16 protein-coding genes and 1 tRNA gene are annotated in these 16,119 nt (G+C 59.2%); 5 read left to right on the forward strand and 12 right to left on the reverse strand.

All coding sequences use genetic code 11. The features are described from left to right. Positions 1 to 54 precede the first annotated feature (54 nt). The gene (locus tag Q7L55_12540; protein ID MDO8733377.1) at positions 55 to 675 is read left to right on the forward strand and encodes an aminodeoxychorismate/anthranilate synthase component II; all 621 of its coding nucleotides are present in this window, start codon (positions 55 to 57) and stop codon (positions 673 to 675) included. Here Q7L55_12540 and pknB read toward each other — a convergent pair. From pknB to Q7L55_12575, 7 genes are all read right to left on the reverse strand, one after another. Beyond that, positions 672 to 2,393 carry a Stk1 family PASTA domain-containing Ser/Thr kinase gene (gene pknB, locus Q7L55_12545; GenBank protein MDO8733378.1) on the reverse strand — a complete coding sequence of 574 codons (1,722 nt, stop codon included), beginning with the start codon at positions 2,391 to 2,393 and terminating at the stop codon, positions 672 to 674. The two genes, Q7L55_12540 and pknB, sit on opposite strands and share 4 nt — an antisense overlap. A gap of 26 nt (positions 2,394 to 2,419) precedes the next feature. Beyond that, positions 2,420 to 3,883, reverse strand: coding sequence for a penicillin-binding protein 2 (locus tag Q7L55_12550; GenBank protein ID MDO8733379.1), 1,464 nt, complete (start codon positions 3,881 to 3,883; stop codon positions 2,420 to 2,422). After that, complete coding sequence (locus Q7L55_12555) at positions 3,880 to 5,274, reverse strand: FtsW/RodA/SpoVE family cell cycle protein (GenBank protein ID MDO8733380.1); 1,395 nt, start codon at positions 5,272 to 5,274, stop codon at positions 3,880 to 3,882. Before Q7L55_12555 ends, Q7L55_12550 begins: the two co-directional genes overlap by 4 nt. Then, positions 5,274 to 6,551: a protein phosphatase 2C domain-containing protein gene (locus Q7L55_12560; GenBank protein ID MDO8733381.1), complete on the reverse strand. Its 1,278-nt coding sequence runs from the start codon at positions 6,549 to 6,551 to the stop codon at positions 5,274 to 5,276. Before Q7L55_12560 ends, Q7L55_12555 begins: the two co-directional genes overlap by 1 nt. Before the next feature lie 11 nt (positions 6,552 to 6,562). Further along, on the reverse strand, positions 6,563 to 7,042 hold the full coding sequence (locus Q7L55_12565; GenBank protein ID MDO8733382.1) for an FHA domain-containing protein: 480 nt from the start codon (positions 7,040 to 7,042) through the stop codon (positions 6,563 to 6,565). 3 nt (positions 7,043 to 7,045) lie between these two features. Then, positions 7,046 to 7,747 carry a DUF3662 and FHA domain-containing protein gene (locus tag Q7L55_12570; GenBank protein ID MDO8733383.1) on the reverse strand — a complete coding sequence of 234 codons (702 nt, stop codon included), beginning with the start codon at positions 7,745 to 7,747 and terminating at the stop codon, positions 7,046 to 7,048. Between the two features lie 112 nt (positions 7,748 to 7,859). Then, complete coding sequence (locus Q7L55_12575; protein MDO8733384.1) at positions 7,860 to 8,339, reverse strand: polyketide cyclase; 480 nt, start codon at positions 8,337 to 8,339, stop codon at positions 7,860 to 7,862. A gap of 96 nt (positions 8,340 to 8,435) precedes the next feature. Between Q7L55_12575 and Q7L55_12580 the strand changes: the two genes are divergently transcribed. Continuing rightward, positions 8,436 to 8,519: transfer RNA gene (locus Q7L55_12580), tRNA-Leu, on the forward strand. A 38-nt stretch (positions 8,520 to 8,557) separates the two neighbouring features. On the opposite strand, the gene Q7L55_12585 is transcribed toward Q7L55_12580, so the two are convergent. Beyond that, complete coding sequence (locus Q7L55_12585) at positions 8,558 to 9,745, reverse strand: hypothetical protein (protein MDO8733385.1); 1,188 nt, start codon at positions 9,743 to 9,745, stop codon at positions 8,558 to 8,560. A gap of 45 nt (positions 9,746 to 9,790) precedes the next feature. After that, on the reverse strand, positions 9,791 to 10,600 hold the full coding sequence (locus tag Q7L55_12590; protein MDO8733386.1) for an SDR family NAD(P)-dependent oxidoreductase: 810 nt from the start codon (positions 10,598 to 10,600) through the stop codon (positions 9,791 to 9,793). Positions 10,601 to 10,765: 165 nt separating this feature from the next. Between Q7L55_12590 and Q7L55_12595 the strand changes: the two genes are divergently transcribed. Next, positions 10,766 to 11,455 (forward strand): 4'-phosphopantetheinyl transferase superfamily protein, encoded by a 690-nt coding sequence (locus tag Q7L55_12595; GenBank protein ID MDO8733387.1) that lies wholly within the window; start codon positions 10,766 to 10,768, stop codon positions 11,453 to 11,455. A 23-nt stretch (positions 11,456 to 11,478) separates the two neighbouring features. Here the strand turns inward: Q7L55_12595 and Q7L55_12600 are convergent, their stop codons facing one another. Next, positions 11,479 to 12,117: an HNH endonuclease family protein gene (locus Q7L55_12600; protein ID MDO8733388.1), complete on the reverse strand. Its 639-nt coding sequence runs from the start codon at positions 12,115 to 12,117 to the stop codon at positions 11,479 to 11,481. A 92-nt stretch (positions 12,118 to 12,209) separates the two neighbouring features. Here Q7L55_12600 and Q7L55_12605 point away from each other — a divergent pair, with 92 nt between their 5' ends. Next, complete coding sequence (locus Q7L55_12605; GenBank protein MDO8733389.1) at positions 12,210 to 13,475, forward strand: geranylgeranyl reductase family protein; 1,266 nt, start codon at positions 12,210 to 12,212, stop codon at positions 13,473 to 13,475. Here Q7L55_12605 and Q7L55_12610 read toward each other — a convergent pair. Beyond that, positions 13,472 to 13,852: an antibiotic biosynthesis monooxygenase family protein gene (locus Q7L55_12610; protein MDO8733390.1), complete on the reverse strand. Its 381-nt coding sequence runs from the start codon at positions 13,850 to 13,852 to the stop codon at positions 13,472 to 13,474. The two genes, Q7L55_12605 and Q7L55_12610, sit on opposite strands and share 4 nt — an antisense overlap. 12 nt (positions 13,853 to 13,864) lie before the next feature. Next, positions 13,865 to 14,809 carry a GDP-L-fucose synthase gene (locus tag Q7L55_12615; GenBank protein ID MDO8733391.1) on the reverse strand — a complete coding sequence of 315 codons (945 nt, stop codon included), beginning with the start codon at positions 14,807 to 14,809 and terminating at the stop codon, positions 13,865 to 13,867. Between the two features lie 71 nt (positions 14,810 to 14,880). Here Q7L55_12615 and Q7L55_12620 point away from each other — a divergent pair, with 71 nt between their 5' ends. Beyond that, positions 14,881 to 16,107 (forward strand): acetyl-CoA hydrolase/transferase C-terminal domain-containing protein, encoded by a 1,227-nt coding sequence (locus Q7L55_12620; GenBank protein ID MDO8733392.1) that lies wholly within the window; start codon positions 14,881 to 14,883, stop codon positions 16,105 to 16,107. Positions 16,108 to 16,119: the final 12 nt, after the last annotated feature.

The raw sequence follows: 16,119 nt of genomic DNA on the forward strand, positions 1-16,119 counted from the left end.
CTGTGTTCGAGCCGGCGCACGTGAGCCCGACCTCGTGCTGAGAAGATACCGGGTATGACCCGGATCTTGGTTGTGGACAACTATGACTCATTTGTCTTCAACCTCGTGCAGTACTTGGCACAACTTGGAGCTGACGTCACAGTCTTGCGCAATGACGAGGTCACGCCGGCTGAAGCTTTGGCCTTTGATGGCGTGCTGCTGTCTCCTGGGCCGGGTACTCCCGAGGATGCCGGAGTCTGCGTTGCCATCGTTCAGGAGTGCGGCGGCAAACTGCCAATCTTGGGAGTGTGTCTTGGCCATCAGGCCATTGGCGTGGCCTTTGGCGCAACCGTTGGACGTGCTCCTGAACTGCTGCATGGCAAGGTCTCGCTGGTGCACCATGGCGACATTGGCGTGATGCACGGACTCCCCGATCCGTTCACTGCTACGCGCTATCACTCGCTGGCGATCGACCCGGCAACCATGCCGGCCGAACTCGAGATCACTGGTCAGACCGACAGCGGCGTCATCATGGGTGTTCGCCACCGCTCGCTGCCGATCGAAGGCGTGCAATTTCACCCGGAGTCAGTACTGACCGAGGGGGGCCATCGCATGCTGGCGAACTGGTTGGCCGAGTGTGGCGATGAAAACGCCATAGCCAACAGCGTGGGGCTCGCCCCTGTGGTGCATCACTAGCCCACTTGTGGTGGTGGACTCTCAACAATTGTTGGAGTGGGTAAGGCTCCAACCTTGCCAACGGTGATGGTCACGACGGAGCCACGATCCAATTTGGCGTTGCCCTTCGGCGACTGGGCCAAGACGATCCCCGCGACGTCTGCGCCGGTCTCCTGATAGATCACCTGCGGATCGAATCCTGCTTGAACAATGTCGCTGCGGGCCTGTGCTTCAGTTGAACCGATAACCGATGGGACTGATTTGCTTCCGGAAGCGACCTTGATCGACACCGTACTGTCCACGTTGACTTGCGCGCCCTCACTTGGGCTTTGCGACAGGACATAGCCGCCAGGGGAGTCTGACTCCACGAAACTCACGGGTCCCAATTGCAGGCCAACATCCTCAAGTGCCGTGCGCGCATCATCGACCGATGTGAGCCCGGTCAATTGGGGCACGGTGGCCTGCTCCTTGCCGCTGCTGACCGTAACGTTGACGGCCTGCCCCTCTTCAAGGGATTCACCAGATGCAGGGAGTTGAGCGATGATGCGGCCCAGTGGGCGATCTGAGACCTCGGTGGTCTGACCTCCGAGAGTCAGATTCGAGGAACTCAGCAGGGATTGCGCGCTTTCGACTGTGAGGCCCTCAAGGTTCGGAACAGTGACCTTGTTGGCGCTTGCAACGCCAAGGAGTGGAAGAACAAAGAACAGTGCAGCAGCGATGGCTCCAACGATTGCGACAACAGCGATTGCCCAGAAGGCCCCGCCGCGTCCGCGCCGCTGTTGTTGATAGCGCGCGTAGGCGGCGCTGCCTGAGGCTTCAACGGGCGACAGCATCTGGGTGTGTTCGCTGACCATCATGGTGGGCACGGCGGCAGTCATGGGACCGCCTTGAATCACCCTTTCAATATCTGCCCGGAACTCACCAGCGGTTTGGTAACGCTCATCTGTGCGTTTGGCCAAGGCCGCCAGAACAATCAGGTCGATCTCGGGAGAAACACCGTTGTCGATCTGCGATGGCGGGGTAGGCATCTCAGAAACATGTTGGTGCGCAATGGAAACCGCCGACTCGCCAATGAACGGTGGCCGGCCAGTGAGCAGCTCATAAAGCAGGACACCTGTGGAGTAGAGATCGCTGCGCGCGTCCACCACTTCTCCACGAGCCTGCTCAGGAGAGAGGTACTGCGCAGTACCCATCACTGCCGAAGTGGCAGTGATACTGATGCCTGACTCATTGATGACGCGGGCGATGCCGAAGTCCATGACCTTCACGTCGCCAGTGCGGGTCAACATCACGTTGGCCGGCTTGATATCACGATGGACGATGCCATGACGGTGTGCGTAGTCCAGAGCGGAGAGCACACCGGATGCGATCTCCAGTGCTCGCTCAGGCAGCAGGCGCCGTCCAGCTGAGATCAGTTGACGCAAGGTCATGCCATCAACGAATTCCATGACGATGTATGGCACTACGACCTGTTGTCCGCCATCCTCACCATCGAGACGATCCTCGCCAGTGTCGTAGACCGCGACGATGTTCGGGTGGTTCAAGGCGGCAGCTGATTGCGCCTCGCGTTGGAAGCGAACCTGGAAATCGGGGTCGCGTGCGAGGTCGGGCCGCAGGATCTTGATGGCTACTCGACGTCCGAGTCGCACATCGCGCGCCTCATGAACCTCGGCCATGCCTCCACGCCCGATGACCTCGCCAATTTCATAGCGATCACCAAGCATGCGCACGTCGCTCACACTTCCTCCATTGACTTAGTGACCAACTATCTCAGGTTGGTCTTTGAATCCAGCAGCACCGCTTCGATGACTTTCTTAGCAATCGGCGCTGCGAGTCCGTTTCCACTGATTTCGCTCGTGCCGGCTTCCTCGATCATCACTGCAACAGCAACTTGCGGATTCTTTGCCGGAGCAAATGCGACGAACCACGCGATCGACGGTCGGGCATTGCCAGTCTGCGCAGTTCCAGTCTTGCCTGCAACATCAACCCCCGGGATTCGTGCATTGGAGCCAGTGCCGTTGTTCACAACGTTGACCATCATCTCGGTCTCGGATACCGCGTTCTGGGGAGTCATGGCCTGCTTGAACACCGAAGGCAGTGTGGTCTGCAGGATGGACAAGTCGGGACCTCTGATTTGCTGAACCATGTACGGATTCATGGTGACGCCCTTGTTGCCGATGGCAGCACCGACCATCGCCATCTGCAAGGCAGTGGCGCGCACGTCGAACTGACCGATGGAGCTCAGTGCGGTTTGCGGAGCGTCGGGGTCCTCGGGAAAAGTTGATCGGGCTGCGCGTAGCGGCACCTCAAAACTCGTGTTGAAGCCCATGCTCTCTGCCTGAGCGCGCAGGGCATCGGCTCCGAGTTGGTTGCCCAGGTACGCGAATGCCGTGTTGCATGAAATGGCAAGTGCTTGTCGCAGGGTGAGGTAGCCACTTGAGCTGCAGGCTCTTCCCTGCCAATTGTGGAGCTCCTTTGAGGAGTCGGGCAGCTTGTAGGAACTGGGGCCGGGCAGTATCGAGTCTGCGGTGTACTTGCCCGAGGCAAGGGCCGCCGCCGTGACGACCATCTTGAAGGTCGAACCTGGTGGGTTCAACCCGACGAGTGGTCGGTTGAGCAGCGGCTTCTTTGGATCTGCACTGAGCTTCTCGTAATAGGCGCGAATCTGCGCCGGGTCATGCGATGACAGCCGATTCGGGTCGAAAGAAGGGGATTGCACCGAGGCCAGAATGCGACCGGTCGATGGCTCGATTGCGACAACTGCGCCCGTCTTGCTGCCCAGTGCCGTGAAGGCCGCTTCTTGTGCGTGATCGTTGATCGTGGTGGTCACCGCCCCACCTTGAATCTGCCGGCCGGCGAAGAGTTGCTTGGTGCGATCAACAAACAGCAGATCTGAACTGCCGTTGAGAATGCGGTTCTCAGTGCGCTCAAGCCCTGTCGCGCCGTAGACCAGCGAGTAGAAACCAGTGACGGGCGCATAGAGCGGTCCATTGGAGTACACGCGCTTGTATCGAAGGGTGTCGCCGGTTTCGACCGAACGCGCAGCGGGATCAGCGGCGACCAGGATCGGTCCACGCTCGCGGTCGTACTGGGCCAGCAGCTGTCGTTGATTGCCGGGTCGATCCCGATAGTCAGCGGCTCGGAAGACCTGGATGATCGTGATGTTGACGATGAGCGCAAGCAAGAGCAGAGCAAGCACCGCGCTGACGCGGCGGATGGGGCGATTCATATCTTGCGCACCACCTGGGTCATGGCCTCATCAACGCTGGGTACGTAGACGTCGGGTCGACGGGCACGATCCGAAATGCGGATGAGTAGCGCGACGATCACCCAGTTGGCAACGAGTGAGGAGCCACCATAGGAGAGGAATGGAGTCGTCAGTCCGGTCAGTGGAATGAGGCGAGTAACACCGCCAACGATGACGAAGACCTGCAAGGCCAAGGTCAGCGAGAGACCAACGGCGAGCAACTGCCCAAAGGAATCTCGCACAGCGATCGCCGTGCGAATGCCGCGCTCCACAAGAACTGCGTAGAGCAGGAGTATTGCGATGAGCCCGGTCAGCCCGAGTTCTTCGCCAAGTGCAGCGACGATGAAGTCAGTGTTGGCAAAGGGAACAAAATCGGGGTAGCCCTGACCCAGTCCGCTGCCGAACATGCCGCCACTTGCAAGACCGTAGAGCGACTGCACGAGTTGATAGCCGGTGTTGTTTGCATCGCCCCACGGATCCCACCAAATATCAACGCGCACCCGCACATGGCCGAAGGCGAAGTACGCGGCGGTGGCACCGAGCACAAACAGCGTTGCGCCGAGGATCAGCCACGAGCGCCGCTGGGTTGCGATGTAGAGCATGAAGACAAAGAGGCCGAAGAACAGCAGGGATGTGCCGAGATCGTGTTCAAACACAAGCACGGCAAGAGACACAATCCAGGCAACAACGATCGGGCCCAAGTCTTTCGGGCGCGGAAAGCCGATGCCGAAGATCTTCGTGCGCACCAATGCCAGTGAATCGCGCTTGATGACGAGATAGCCGGCGAAGAAGATAGTGAGCAGGATCTTCGCGGCTTCGGCAGGCTGGAATGACAGTCCGAAAACGTGGACCCACAATGTTGCGCCATTGATGGTGTTGCCGATCACGGGAACAAGCGGCAGCACGAGGGCCAGCAAGCCGAGAAGGCCGAAGGTGTAGGTGAATCGCTGAAGCCGACGGTGATCTGAAACCAAGATGATGGTGGCAACAAACAGCACCACGGCTACCGCAAACCACGTCAGCTGCGCGTAGACATCAGGCGTTGGCTGCGGCGCAGCATTGCGCTGCGCTCTTTGCTCTGCAGCTACATCGATTCGGTAGATCATCACCAGACCAATGACTGTGAGCAGCGTGGCGATCGGCAGCAGAATCGGATCCGCATAGCTGGCGCGAAGGCGCACGACGATATGCATGGCAATGGCAAGAATCCCGACGATGCTCACTGTGATCCACATCGGGACGGTCATGCCTTCGCCTGTTGCCCAACCAATCTGCACAGCCGCTATCACGCCCAGAGACCATGCTCCGATGGTCAGCAGCAGTTCAGTGGTGCGACGGTTGGGTTGCCGCGTTGGCACATTCTGGAATGCCATCAGTTCGGCGTTCCTGGACAGCCAGCAGCTGGCACCTCGGCCTGGCAATCGGCCGCGCGTTCGGCCAATTCCTTCGTGATGCGCGCTGCATCATTCTCATCAGCGGCAGGAATGCCCTTGCTCACCAATTCTTGATCGAACAGCGGGAGCGTGCCAACGGCAACATGGCTGTCTGTGGTGACTCTCGACAAGGAAATACCAAGCGCAGAACCGGGAATGCCGTTGTACACCGCCACGGTTCCAGTGCCCGGGTTGCCGTAGACGCTGACATACCACTGGTGTTGCAGCCAGGCTCGCCCGGAGAAGAATGCGAGGGCAAATACCACAAGGATTGCAACGATGCTCAGAGTCCATTGCACCCATCGTCGACGTCGAACTTCACGCTTGCGAACCTTCAGTGCGCTCTCGGGAGTTGCTGCCACCGCGCGTTCACGCGCGATCGCAACGTTTTCTGGATCAGGCTGCGCATCAAGTGGAAACTCAACATGGGGCAGTCGCTCACGCACCCGAAGTTCGCCAGCGGCTCCGACAACAACAGGAAGAACTGTTGAGTCGGCGATGTCAAGGTCGTAGTCAATGACATCGGCAACGACAACGGTCACGTTGTCAGGTGCGCCGTATTCAAGTGCGCGATCAACCAGACGAGTGACGCATCCAGTTGGCTCACCTTCGGCCAGCAGGCTGCCGATTTCCTCATTGCTCATCACCCCGGAAAGACCGTCAGAACACAGCAGGTATCGATCCCCTGCGCGTGCCTCACGAACGGAAAGATCAGCTTCGACTGGATTCACGCCGTCAAGAGCGCGCATCAGAAGCGATCTCCGTGGATGCGTTGCTGCCTCTTCTTCTGAAATACGGCCGGCATCAACAAGAGTTTGGACGTACGTGTGATCGTGGGTGAGCTGACTGAGCTCACCATCACGCAGCAGATAGGCCCTTGAGTCGCCCACATGCACGACGGCTACCCGAGCACCGAGCCAGTAGAGGGCGGTGACGGTGGTACCCATGCCTTCGACCTCGGTGTCCTGCGACACAAGGTCGACGATGGTGCTTGCGATGCGATCCACGGTGTCTGCCAGTGCAGTCACCGGATCAGCGGGTGGGGCGGCATCGAGCTCGGCGAGCATGGCGACGGCTGTTGCAGAGGCCAACTCGCCTGCAGCATGACCGCCCATGCCGTCTGCCACAACCAAGAGACTTGGTCCCGCGTAGCCGGAATCCTCGTTGCCAGGTCGTACGAGTCCGACATCGGATCGAGCGGCGTAGCGCAATTGCATGGGGCTCTCAGCTACTTCTGCAATTGCAAGGTAGTTCGACCCACGCGCAGTGGCACTCCAACCGGCAGCGCTGTTGCACTCGTAATGCGAGTGCGATCAATCCAGGTGCCATTGGTGGAGCCCAGGTCTTCGACCATCCACACTCCGTCGATAACGAAGACGCGCGTGTGACGACTGGATGCGTAGTCGTCTTCGACGACAACTGTGGAATCCGGTGCGCGGCCGATGGTGACATCGGCTGTGCCCAAGGGAATGACGGTTCCGCTCAGCGCACCGTCAGTGACGATGAGTTTGGAACCACGCACCTTTGCTGCCTTGCTCTTGGGCACCTTGGGTGGCCGAGGAGGACGTGGCGTGCGACCAAGGGCGATAGGGCGGGCTTCGGCTGGTTGCTTGAGATCGCGCCGAAGCACCAGCACCGTTGCCAGGACAAAGAGCCACATCAGTCCCAGGAAGGCAAGCCTTGCAAGGGTAAGTCCGAGCTCGGACACGGCTCAGATACTCCGAAACACAAGCGTGGTTGATCCAACCTGGATAGCCGTGCCTTCAGCAAGTTCGAGTTCAGTGACGCGCCGACCACCAACTGTGGTGCCATTTGTGGAGTTGAGATCGCGAACGCGAAGCGGCGTACCCATCACGATTTCGCAGTGGTGGCGCGAGACTCCCGGATCATCCACGCGGATGTCGACATCGGCCCCGCGACCGATTCTGGTGACCGCGCGAACCAAGGGATAGGCCATACGCCCAACCTCAAGTCGAGGCTGACCGCCAAGGGCGACGCCAGCCTGGCTGTCGAGGTCAGCGCTGCCACCCTGTGCGGCAACTTCTGCGCGGGCTTCGCTGCGGACGCGGAAGATGCCGGTTTCGAGTTCTTCGTCTTGGGAGATCATCACCTGCACTCCGCCCAGAAGGGTGTAGCGCTGCTCGGCCGCATAGCCCTTGACCAAGGCAGTCAACTCGGTTTGGAGTGCATCGCGAAATACCGCCAGCCGGGTGTAGTCGTGGCCGGAGAGTTCAATGTTGAAGACATTGGGAACCACGGTGCGGTTGCGATCCATGATCGCTGCACGATCATCGAGTTCACGTTGGAGCGCCGATGCAATCTCGACTGGCTGAACCTCGGCCTTGAAGGCACGCGCGAACGCCCCATTGACCATCCGGTCGAGGGAATCCTCAAACCGAGCTAGCAAGCCCACACACACCTCGTTCAATTGACAGCGTTCTTGGCATGGTACCTCGCATGCTTGTGGAATCCCTGAGGCGCGACTCGGGGCGCAAGGCAGCCTTGACCAAGCTCGGCGGTCGGGCTCAGGTCGAGAGAAGTGCCTCTTCCAAGCGCACCAGGGTGGCTTGCATCATGTGCTCGGGAACGACGGGGAAGGTGACCCGATCGCGGTACTTCTCGGGGATCCCGCTCCAATCGACATAGTTGTCGACCTGAGTCTGCGAATCGCTGATCGGGGTGAGCTTGATGCCATAGAAATGGCCGAATGCTGGACGCCCGAAGGTGCCCACGCTCCACTCCAGAAGACGATTCGGTTCGATGGCGAGCACGGTGTTGAGCACGTCGTATTTGCCCATGTCGGGTACATCGCCCAGCGGCTCGCGATCCATATTGATGACGAAGGTGTCGCCCACCGCAGTCAGCGGCTTGTCATCAGGAGCGGCGAGCAGCATGCCTGAGCCGTCCATCGCCACATGCCCGGACGGCAAGGTGACGAGCGCATAGATGGCCTCTGCTGAAGCCGGGATCAGGCGAGTGACGGTCATGCGAGTGGATTCAGGCACGGTGCTCCTCTGGGAATCCAGGCCTTCCAGACGCTGGACTACGAGATTAGCGCTCCTGCGGACCATGTACGCTCTGCATGCTTCAAAGCAAGGCGAGCGCGAGTGGCGGAATAGGCAGACGCGCACGGTTCAGGTCCGTGTGCCCGAAAGGGTGTGGGGGTTCAACTCCCCCCTCGCGCACGTGCATTGAAGGCCAAGGGAGATTGCACCCTTGGCCTTCAATGGTTCGTGACCTGCTCCCAGATCATGCCTTCAGGGGTATCGCGCACTTCGATGCCTGCCGCAGTGAGCGAATCACGCACCAGATCGCTCATGGCGTAGTCCTTGTTATCGCGGGCTACCCGACGAACTTCGAGGGCGATGTTGACTAAGGGCTCAAGCACCGAACGGCTATCGACGAGTCCATTGCGCGAAGTGTCAGCCAACTGCACGAGCATCGAACGCAGGGCAAGGTGTGCTTCAGAGGAACCTGAATTGAAGAGCACGGTTTCAACTTCAAGACTGACAGCAACTGCGCCATCGGCATCGCCGGCGGCTAGTCGGTCAGCAAAGCGCAACGCGGGATCAGCGTCATGAGTGCTGGCAAGTGTGGCGGTCGCTGCAACTGCTGCATCGGTGGTCTGGAAGAACGTACGTAGATGTTCCAAATTGGTGGACGTGCCCGAGGCAATGAATTCTGACTCGCCGTTCAGACGCAAAGTCAGACCACCTGGTCCGTGCACAGAGACTTCCTCGGTGACCAAGTCGAGCACCACCGCTGTGTGTTCGTCGACTCCGATGATGCCGACCCCAGCTGGAAGCATTGCCTCCAAGGACTTCAGTCGCTCCAGGCCGATGTAGCAACAACTCGTGTCGTGTCTGCCGCCCTCGCGGTTGTCGAAGTGCGGAACGACCACCGCTTGGATTCCAGTTGCCTTGCCAAGCAGATCAAGGCCGGCGAGCCAATAGGGATCAAGTCCGACCTTGTAGATCTCATAGACCGGGATTGCGTGGCTGCCAAGAGTGGCGACTGCGGCGCTGCCAATCACGAGAGTCCCATTGCGCGCCAGCACTTGCTCGAGTGCTGCCGGAATTGGGGTGTCCAGCCAGTGATGCAGTGCGTACGAAGGGCTGCCGGGCCCGGCGAACACCCAATCTGAGCGATTGATGAGTGCCAAAGTGCGCTCGCGTTCAAGGATCGGATCGTCCTTGCGACGCCACTTTCCGATCTCAATGACTTGGCCCACGGACTCCTCGAAGTACTGCTGATATTTCGAGGCGAGGTCGTCAGCGTTGACCTGAAATCCAGCTGGCGTGTCGAGCATCGTCTTGGCGCCATCAGTGAGCGGTTCGAGCAGAGTGCGATGCAGTTTCACCATGCCTGGGGCATTCTCGCCCGAACCCATGATGACTAAGCGTCCACTCACGAGAGCAGCATGGCGTACTTCATAGATGCGGCAAAACAGATTGCGCTAGCCCGCAGAACGCGAGACCGCTTCCCAGGCCTTCCAGTCGTTGAGTCGGCGCTCGTATGCGCCGTTGACGATGTCAACGGCCTGATTGCCAAGCAGCAAACGCACAGGTGGCTTTTCCGCATCGACAACTGCGAACAGTGCAGCGATGCTGTCGTTGGCGTCCGAGCCGGCCGCGGTGCCGAAGAGCTTCGCGAGCTTTTCGTGCGAAGCGACGTAGTCCGGATGGATGTCTGATGTTCGTCGACCAGCAGTGCCAAATCCTGTTGCGTATCCGCCGGGCTCGATCAGAGTGACGCTGATGCCGAACTTGCGAACCTCTTGAGCAAGCGCTTCAGAAAGCCCTTCCAATGCCCACTTCGATGCGCTGTAGAGACCCATCCCGCCCGCAGCTGTGAGACCACTTGCGCTGCTCACCTGAATGAGATGCCCCGAACCCTGAGCGCGAAGGAATGGCAAGGCGGCCTGAGTTACCCAAATGACGCCAAACACATTGGTTTCGAACTGCGCCCGGATCTCAGCTTCGGTCAGCTCCTCGACATAGCCGATGTGGCCGAACCCAGCGTTGTTGACGACAACGTCGAGTTGTCCGAAATGTGCATGTGCGGCTGCGACTGCATCGAACACGGCATCCTTGTCGGAGACATCCAGGCGCATCGGCAGGATCGCGTCGCCGAACTTCTCAACCAGCGGGGCTAGAGGCTCCAGATCGCGGGCCGTAGCCACGACCTTGTCGCCACGTTCGAGCGCGGCTTGTGTCCAGACATAGCCGAATCCGCGCGATGTGCCGGTGATGAACCAAACCTTCATGTGTGCCCCAACTCAGATGTTTCGGCGACTGCCGAAGGTACAGAAGCACTTTGGAACGCAGGTGATGGGGTTCTAGTTGGCGGTAAACATTCGTTTACCACCTGATGTTGGTCGCAGGTCGGTCATTCGCCAACCGTTCAATCCCCAACGCCGTACTGTTCGCGAATGGCGACCTACGTATGCGTGGTTGAGCCATTTGCTCGAGTGCATGTCACGGTCGTCGACGAGCTCAAGGCCTACCCAGAAGAGATGTTGAAGCAACGCGGAGCACAGTGGCTCACCTCGGCTGAGCTTGCCAGCTGGGAGTCAATGCAGGCCAAGCAGACTCGACGCATGGAATGGCTCTTTGGACGCATCGCGTTGAAGGAGGCGGTGTGTGCCTGGATGCTAGAGATGCATCAACTCAAGGTCGATGCCAAGGAACTGATCATCACCCGCACAGATGCTGGCGCGCCCCAAGCAACGTGGGCCGAGGACCGTGCGCTGGTTTTGCCAGTGGTATCCCTCGCGCATGCACCGGGCGTCATGGTCGCAGCGGTGTCTGGCACCGAATCAGTGGGCGTTGATGTCGAGAGATTCGATCGACCGGCAACGACGGTTGCTCGAGTGCTCACTGAAACTGAGACGGCCCTGGTCGCGCAGGAGCAGATGAGTTTGTTGAGTGCCGTTGTTGCCAAGGAAGCCGCCTCAAAGGCTGTTGGTCTTGGGCTCGGCGGCGATTTGCGCAGATGGCCGATCATTGCTGGCAGCCCCAAAGAGCATTTCGTCAGTTGCGTTGATGATCCCGAACTCCTGCTGAAAGTCGATTTCCTCACTGTCCCAGGTTTGGTTCTCGGCGTCTGCGTCGTCGTCTAGTCGACGCCCATCAACCGGCTGAGTTAGAGCGCGGCCAGTTGCGGCAAGTCCATCCTCGCTGGACAAGCACGCAGGATGTGAACCAGTGCTGATTTCTCAGTTGTATCAACGGCGAGGCGCCATCGATATTTCACTCCGACCCAGGCTTTTGCGTATCTGCAAGCATCACCCGCGCGTGGAGGCATCCACTCGGCCGGATCTTGCTCGCCCTTGGAACGATTCGAGGAGGCGCTGACAGCATTGAGCGAATTCGCGTAGCCCAGGTCATTCGCAAATGCTTTGCGCTCGTCAGGAGTCCACCGCCAAGCACCAGAATCCCAGGCCTCCTTCAGCGGAACTTGGTGATCAATATCGAAGCCGCGCGGATTGGATGTGATGACTCCGTCGTAGTCAGAGAACCACTGACCGTCAGCCACGGCGCATCCTTTGACTGTGCCTGCGGTTCGCTGGCGGATGATCACGTCTTGCCGAGTCGTGCAGCCGTACTGAGTGATCCAGTGCTTGAACAGCGATCGGTCGTAGCCCTCGGCATGCTCGGGGGAGACAGGCAGTGAGTTCAAAACCGTCTCGGAAAGTTGAGTCGCCGCTTCGGCGGGTGTGACAAATGCAATGCCGCAACTGGCAAGCAAGCCCGCGAGAGCGAGCGCAATTGGACTTCGCACGCAAGTCACCGTAGTCGCGACATCACAAGAGTCAGAGCTTGCCGAGCACCCCGCAGAGCTTGTCCGGCCGCGGCTTCCGCGAGAATCATGCAATGCTCACGAGCCCATCCGACACCGATGTTCTGGTTGTCGGCGCTGGCCCCGCTGGTGCGGCAGCAGCTGCTTGGGCTACCCGGGCTGGGCTCGATGTCGTGCTTGCAGATGCTCAGGTCTTTCCGCGTGACAAGACCTGTGGCGATGGTCTGACACCTCGAGCGATACATGAACTCAATGAATTGGGCCTGGGCCAATGGCTGCAGGATCAGCCGCGCAACTTGGGTTTGCGTGCGGCGGGCTTTGGTCAGACTCTGATGCTCCCGTGGCCAGGAGGTTCGCTACCCAACTACGGATCGGCTGTGCCGCGCACTGAATTGGATGCGCGGATTCGCGAGGTGGCACTGGCGGCCGGCGCTGTTCCCCTTGATGGACATCGCGCAGCCGATGTCGAATTTGAGGACGGTCGGGTGGCTTCGGTGACCTTCACGTGCGTCGAAAACGGGAAGAAAGTCTCGCGAGTCATTCGATGCAAGCGGTTGATCGTTGCTGATGGTGCCAAATCGCAGCTCGGCAGAATCCTGGGTCGCCAATGGCACAAGGACACGGCGTACGGAGTTGCTGGTCGCGCCTACATCAGCAGTGCCAGATCCGATGACAAGTGGATTTCCTCGCATCTGGAACTGCGCGGGGAGCAGAACGAAGTGCTCTCGGGCTACGGCTGGATATTTCCGCTCGGCGACGGCGAGGTGAATATTGGCGTCGGCACCCTTGCTACGACGAAGAGACCAGCCGATGTGAATCTTCGAGCACTCACCGAGCTCTATACCGATCAACAACGCAAGCAGTGGTTGCTGGAAGGTGATTTGAAGCTCTTCTCGTCGGCATTGCTTCCGATGGGTGGAGCGGTAAGCAACATCGCTGGCACTAACTGGATGCTCATTGGTGATGCGGCCGGATGCGTCAACCCGCTCAATGGCGAAGGCATCGACTATGGCCTGGAGACCGGCCATCTCGTCGCGGAAATCCTTATGCATACCAAGGGGAATTCTGCCTTGGACTACTCACACATCTGGCCAGGTGAGTTGAGCATTCGCTATGGCACGGCATTCTCAATTGCCCGCCGCCTGGCTGGCCTGCTGACTGTTCCTGGATTCATCAAGACCCTCGGACCAGTGGGGATGCGATCCACTGCACTGATGACAATTGCTCTGCGAGTGATGGGCAACTTGGTGACAGACGAGGACCGTGATGCAACGGCGAAGGTATGGCGCGCTGCCGGGCGAGCCAGCATGAAACTGGACGAGCGGCCGCCGTTCTCCTAGATCTCGAACTCGTCGCTGAGCACCGTTTCTTGCAGTGACAAGCGCAAAGGCATCATGCGCAGCACCGCGGGAGGGCCATCGAGGAGTTCTTGCATCAGCGGCAGCATCTCGCCCAAGGCTGGTGCTTGCATGTGTTCGCGTTGGGCATCCTCGCTCGCGAATACCTCGTACATCCACACGAGATCATCGTTGTCGGGATCTATCGACAAGGTGAAGATCTCTGTGCCTGGCTCTTCGCCGAGTCGATCCAGATAGTTATTGAGCACATCAAGCAATGCTGGTCGAAGACCTGGCTTGCACGTCAGGCGAACGAGAGATGCCGTGCGACCAGCAAGGAGTACCTGGACAGGTGCGTTCGCGGAGGCGTTGCCTGCCATTGGTCCTCCGGATCAGGCGTAGGTGTTCAGGTACCAGGCGTAAGTGGATTCCAAACCCTCGCGCAATGAGATCTGCGGTTTCCAGCCGAGTTCGTTGATGCGGCTGGTGTCCAGCAGTTTGCGCGGCATGCCATCGGGCTTGGACGAATCCCACTCGATCGTGCCCTTGAAACCCACGACTGCTGCGACGGTTTCGGCCAGCTCGCGAATGGGCATGTCATCGCCAAGACCCACGTTGATCGTTTCAGGTGAGTCGTAGTTGTTCAGCAGCAACAAGCAGGCGTCGGCGAGGTCATCAACATGCAGGAACTCTCGACGAGGAGCTCCGGTGCCCCACACCGTGACTGTCGGGGCGCCAGAGACCTTGGCGTCGTGGAAGCGGTGGATGAATGCCGGCAGCACATGTGAGGTCTCAAGATCAAAGTTGTCACCGGGGCCATACAGGTTTGTGGGCATCGCAGAAATCCAGTGACGTCCGTACTGGGTGCGGTGAGCTTCGATGTAGTAGATGCCAGCGATCTTGGCCATGGCGTAGGCCTGGTTCGTTGGCTCCAAAGGACCGGTCATCAGTGAGGATTCACGAATTGGCTGACTCGCATTGCGTGGGTAGATGCAAGAGGAGCCTAGGAAGAGCAGGCGATTGATGTCGGCCGCGTGTGCCGCGTCCATGATGTTGGTCTGCAGCAGGATGTTGTCGCGCAGAAACTCAACTGGGTACGTCGAGTTCGCCATGATGCCGCCGACCTTTGCCGCCGCATCGATGATGATGTCGGGCTTGGCTTCGTTTATGGCATCGAAGGTGGCGCCGCGGTCGCGCAGATCCAGTTCACTCGAACGCCAGCCGATGACTTCGCCGACCCCGACGGTCTCAAGAGCGCGGACAATCGCTGAACCAACGAGCCCGTGGTGTCCGGCGACGTAGACCTTGGCATCGCCCCAGGCGATTTCCGGCTGCATTTGACCATTCTGGCACAGGGCGCGCCCCGCGCCGATGGTCCGCGAGGGTGGCTTCGCGCCAAGATTGCGCCATGCGCGTGATCACCCCCGATCAGCTGGCTCGGATATATGACGGACTCCCGGACAACCCGCGGGTGGTCACGTCAGGAAACTTCGCGACACCACATGTGCTGCTCGGTTCACTTGATGCGCATGTTTCGCATTACCGACTGCACATGCTGAACGCTCAACTCGGGCTGCCAGCACGACCCGGTGTTCGGTACGAAACGGCGTTCATCGGGGCTGGAATGCGCGGCTATGCGGATCTTGAGTACATTCCCTGCCGGTTGAGCCTGGTGCCGGTGCTCTTTCGCGATCACTACCGCCCGGACTTGGTGTTGCTGCATACCTCGAGCCGCCGCTTTGACACTCTGAGCCTTGGCACTGAGGTCAACATCCTGCCCGCCGCGATCGAATCGGCTCGAGCACATGGTGGCTTGGTGATCGCTCAGGCCAATCCGCAAATGCCGTACACCTACGGCGATGCCCAACTCTATGAGAATGATGTTGACTATCTCGTAGAAGTTGATGAACCACTCCCGACGCATCCGGCGCTTGAAGTGACGGGAATCTCCAAGGAGATAGGCGATCGGATCGCCGCGGTCATCGAAAACGGATCAACCATGCAACTGGGCATCGGCTCGGTGCCAGATGCAGTGCTATCGGGCCTGACTCAGCACAAGGGGCTTCGGATCTGGACAGAGATGTTCAGCGACGGTGTGCTGGCCCTGCATAAGGCGGGGGCTCTTGATCCTGAGATTCCGTTGACGTCGAGTTTCATCTTCGGTTCACGGGAGTTGTACGACTGGGTCAATCTGAATCGATCGATCCGGATGATGCGCACTGAACGCGTCAACGATCCGGGAGCCATCGCGCGGCAGGCGCAAATGACCAGTGTGAATGCAGCTCTGCAGGTGGATCTCTTCGATCAGGCCAATGCCAGTCGCATCAATGGCCGAATCTTCTCTGGATTCGGAGGTGCAACGGACTTCATGGTCGGCGCGATGCATTCGCGCGGCGGTCGTTCTTTCATTGCCCTTCCGTCCTGGCACCCCAAAGCGAATGTGTCGACCATCGTGCCGAGAATCACTGAGCCAGTGACGAGTGTTCAACACAGTGCTGTTGTCACCGAAAATGGAATTGCGTTTGTATTTGGACGATCGCAAAGTGAGCAGGCGACGAACATCATCAAGTACGCCGCACACCCAAGTGTTCGAGAGTCCTTGACGCTCAAGGCGCAGGAGTTCTTCTTAATCTGACGATTAGGGTTC

The sequence above is a fragment of the Actinomycetota bacterium genome (genome assembly GCA_030650795.1).
In the GTDB taxonomy this organism is placed as follows: domain Bacteria; phylum Actinomycetota; class Actinomycetes; order S36-B12; family S36-B12; genus UBA11398.

Excerpts from the sequence above, each read along its gene's own strand:
- Q7L55_12540 (MDO8733377.1), top strand. The coding sequence starts at position 55 with ATGACCCGGATCTTGGTTGTGGACAACTATGACTCATTTGTCTTCAAC.
- Q7L55_12550 (MDO8733379.1), bottom strand. The coding sequence starts at position 3,883 with ATGAATCGCCCCATCCGCCGCGTCAGCGCGGTGCTTGCTCTGCTCTTG.
- Q7L55_12555 (MDO8733380.1), bottom strand. The coding sequence starts at position 5,274 with ATGGCATTCCAGAATGTGCCAACGCGGCAACCCAACCGTCGCACCACT.
- Q7L55_12560 (MDO8733381.1), bottom strand. The coding sequence starts at position 6,551 with ATGCAATTGCGCTACGCCGCTCGATCCGATGTCGGACTCGTACGACCT.
- Q7L55_12590 (MDO8733386.1), bottom strand. The coding sequence starts at position 10,600 with ATGAAGGTTTGGTTCATCACCGGCACATCGCGCGGATTCGGCTATGTC.
- Q7L55_12595 (MDO8733387.1), top strand. The coding sequence starts at position 10,766 with ATGGCGACCTACGTATGCGTGGTTGAGCCATTTGCTCGAGTGCATGTC.
- Q7L55_12605 (MDO8733389.1), top strand. The coding sequence starts at position 12,210 with ATGCTCACGAGCCCATCCGACACCGATGTTCTGGTTGTCGGCGCTGGC.
- Q7L55_12610 (MDO8733390.1), bottom strand. The coding sequence starts at position 13,852 with ATGGCAGGCAACGCCTCCGCGAACGCACCTGTCCAGGTACTCCTTGCT.
- Q7L55_12615 (MDO8733391.1), bottom strand. The coding sequence starts at position 14,809 with ATGCAGCCGGAAATCGCCTGGGGCGATGCCAAGGTCTACGTCGCCGGA.
- Q7L55_12620 (MDO8733392.1), top strand. The coding sequence starts at position 14,881 with ATGCGCGTGATCACCCCCGATCAGCTGGCTCGGATATATGACGGACTC.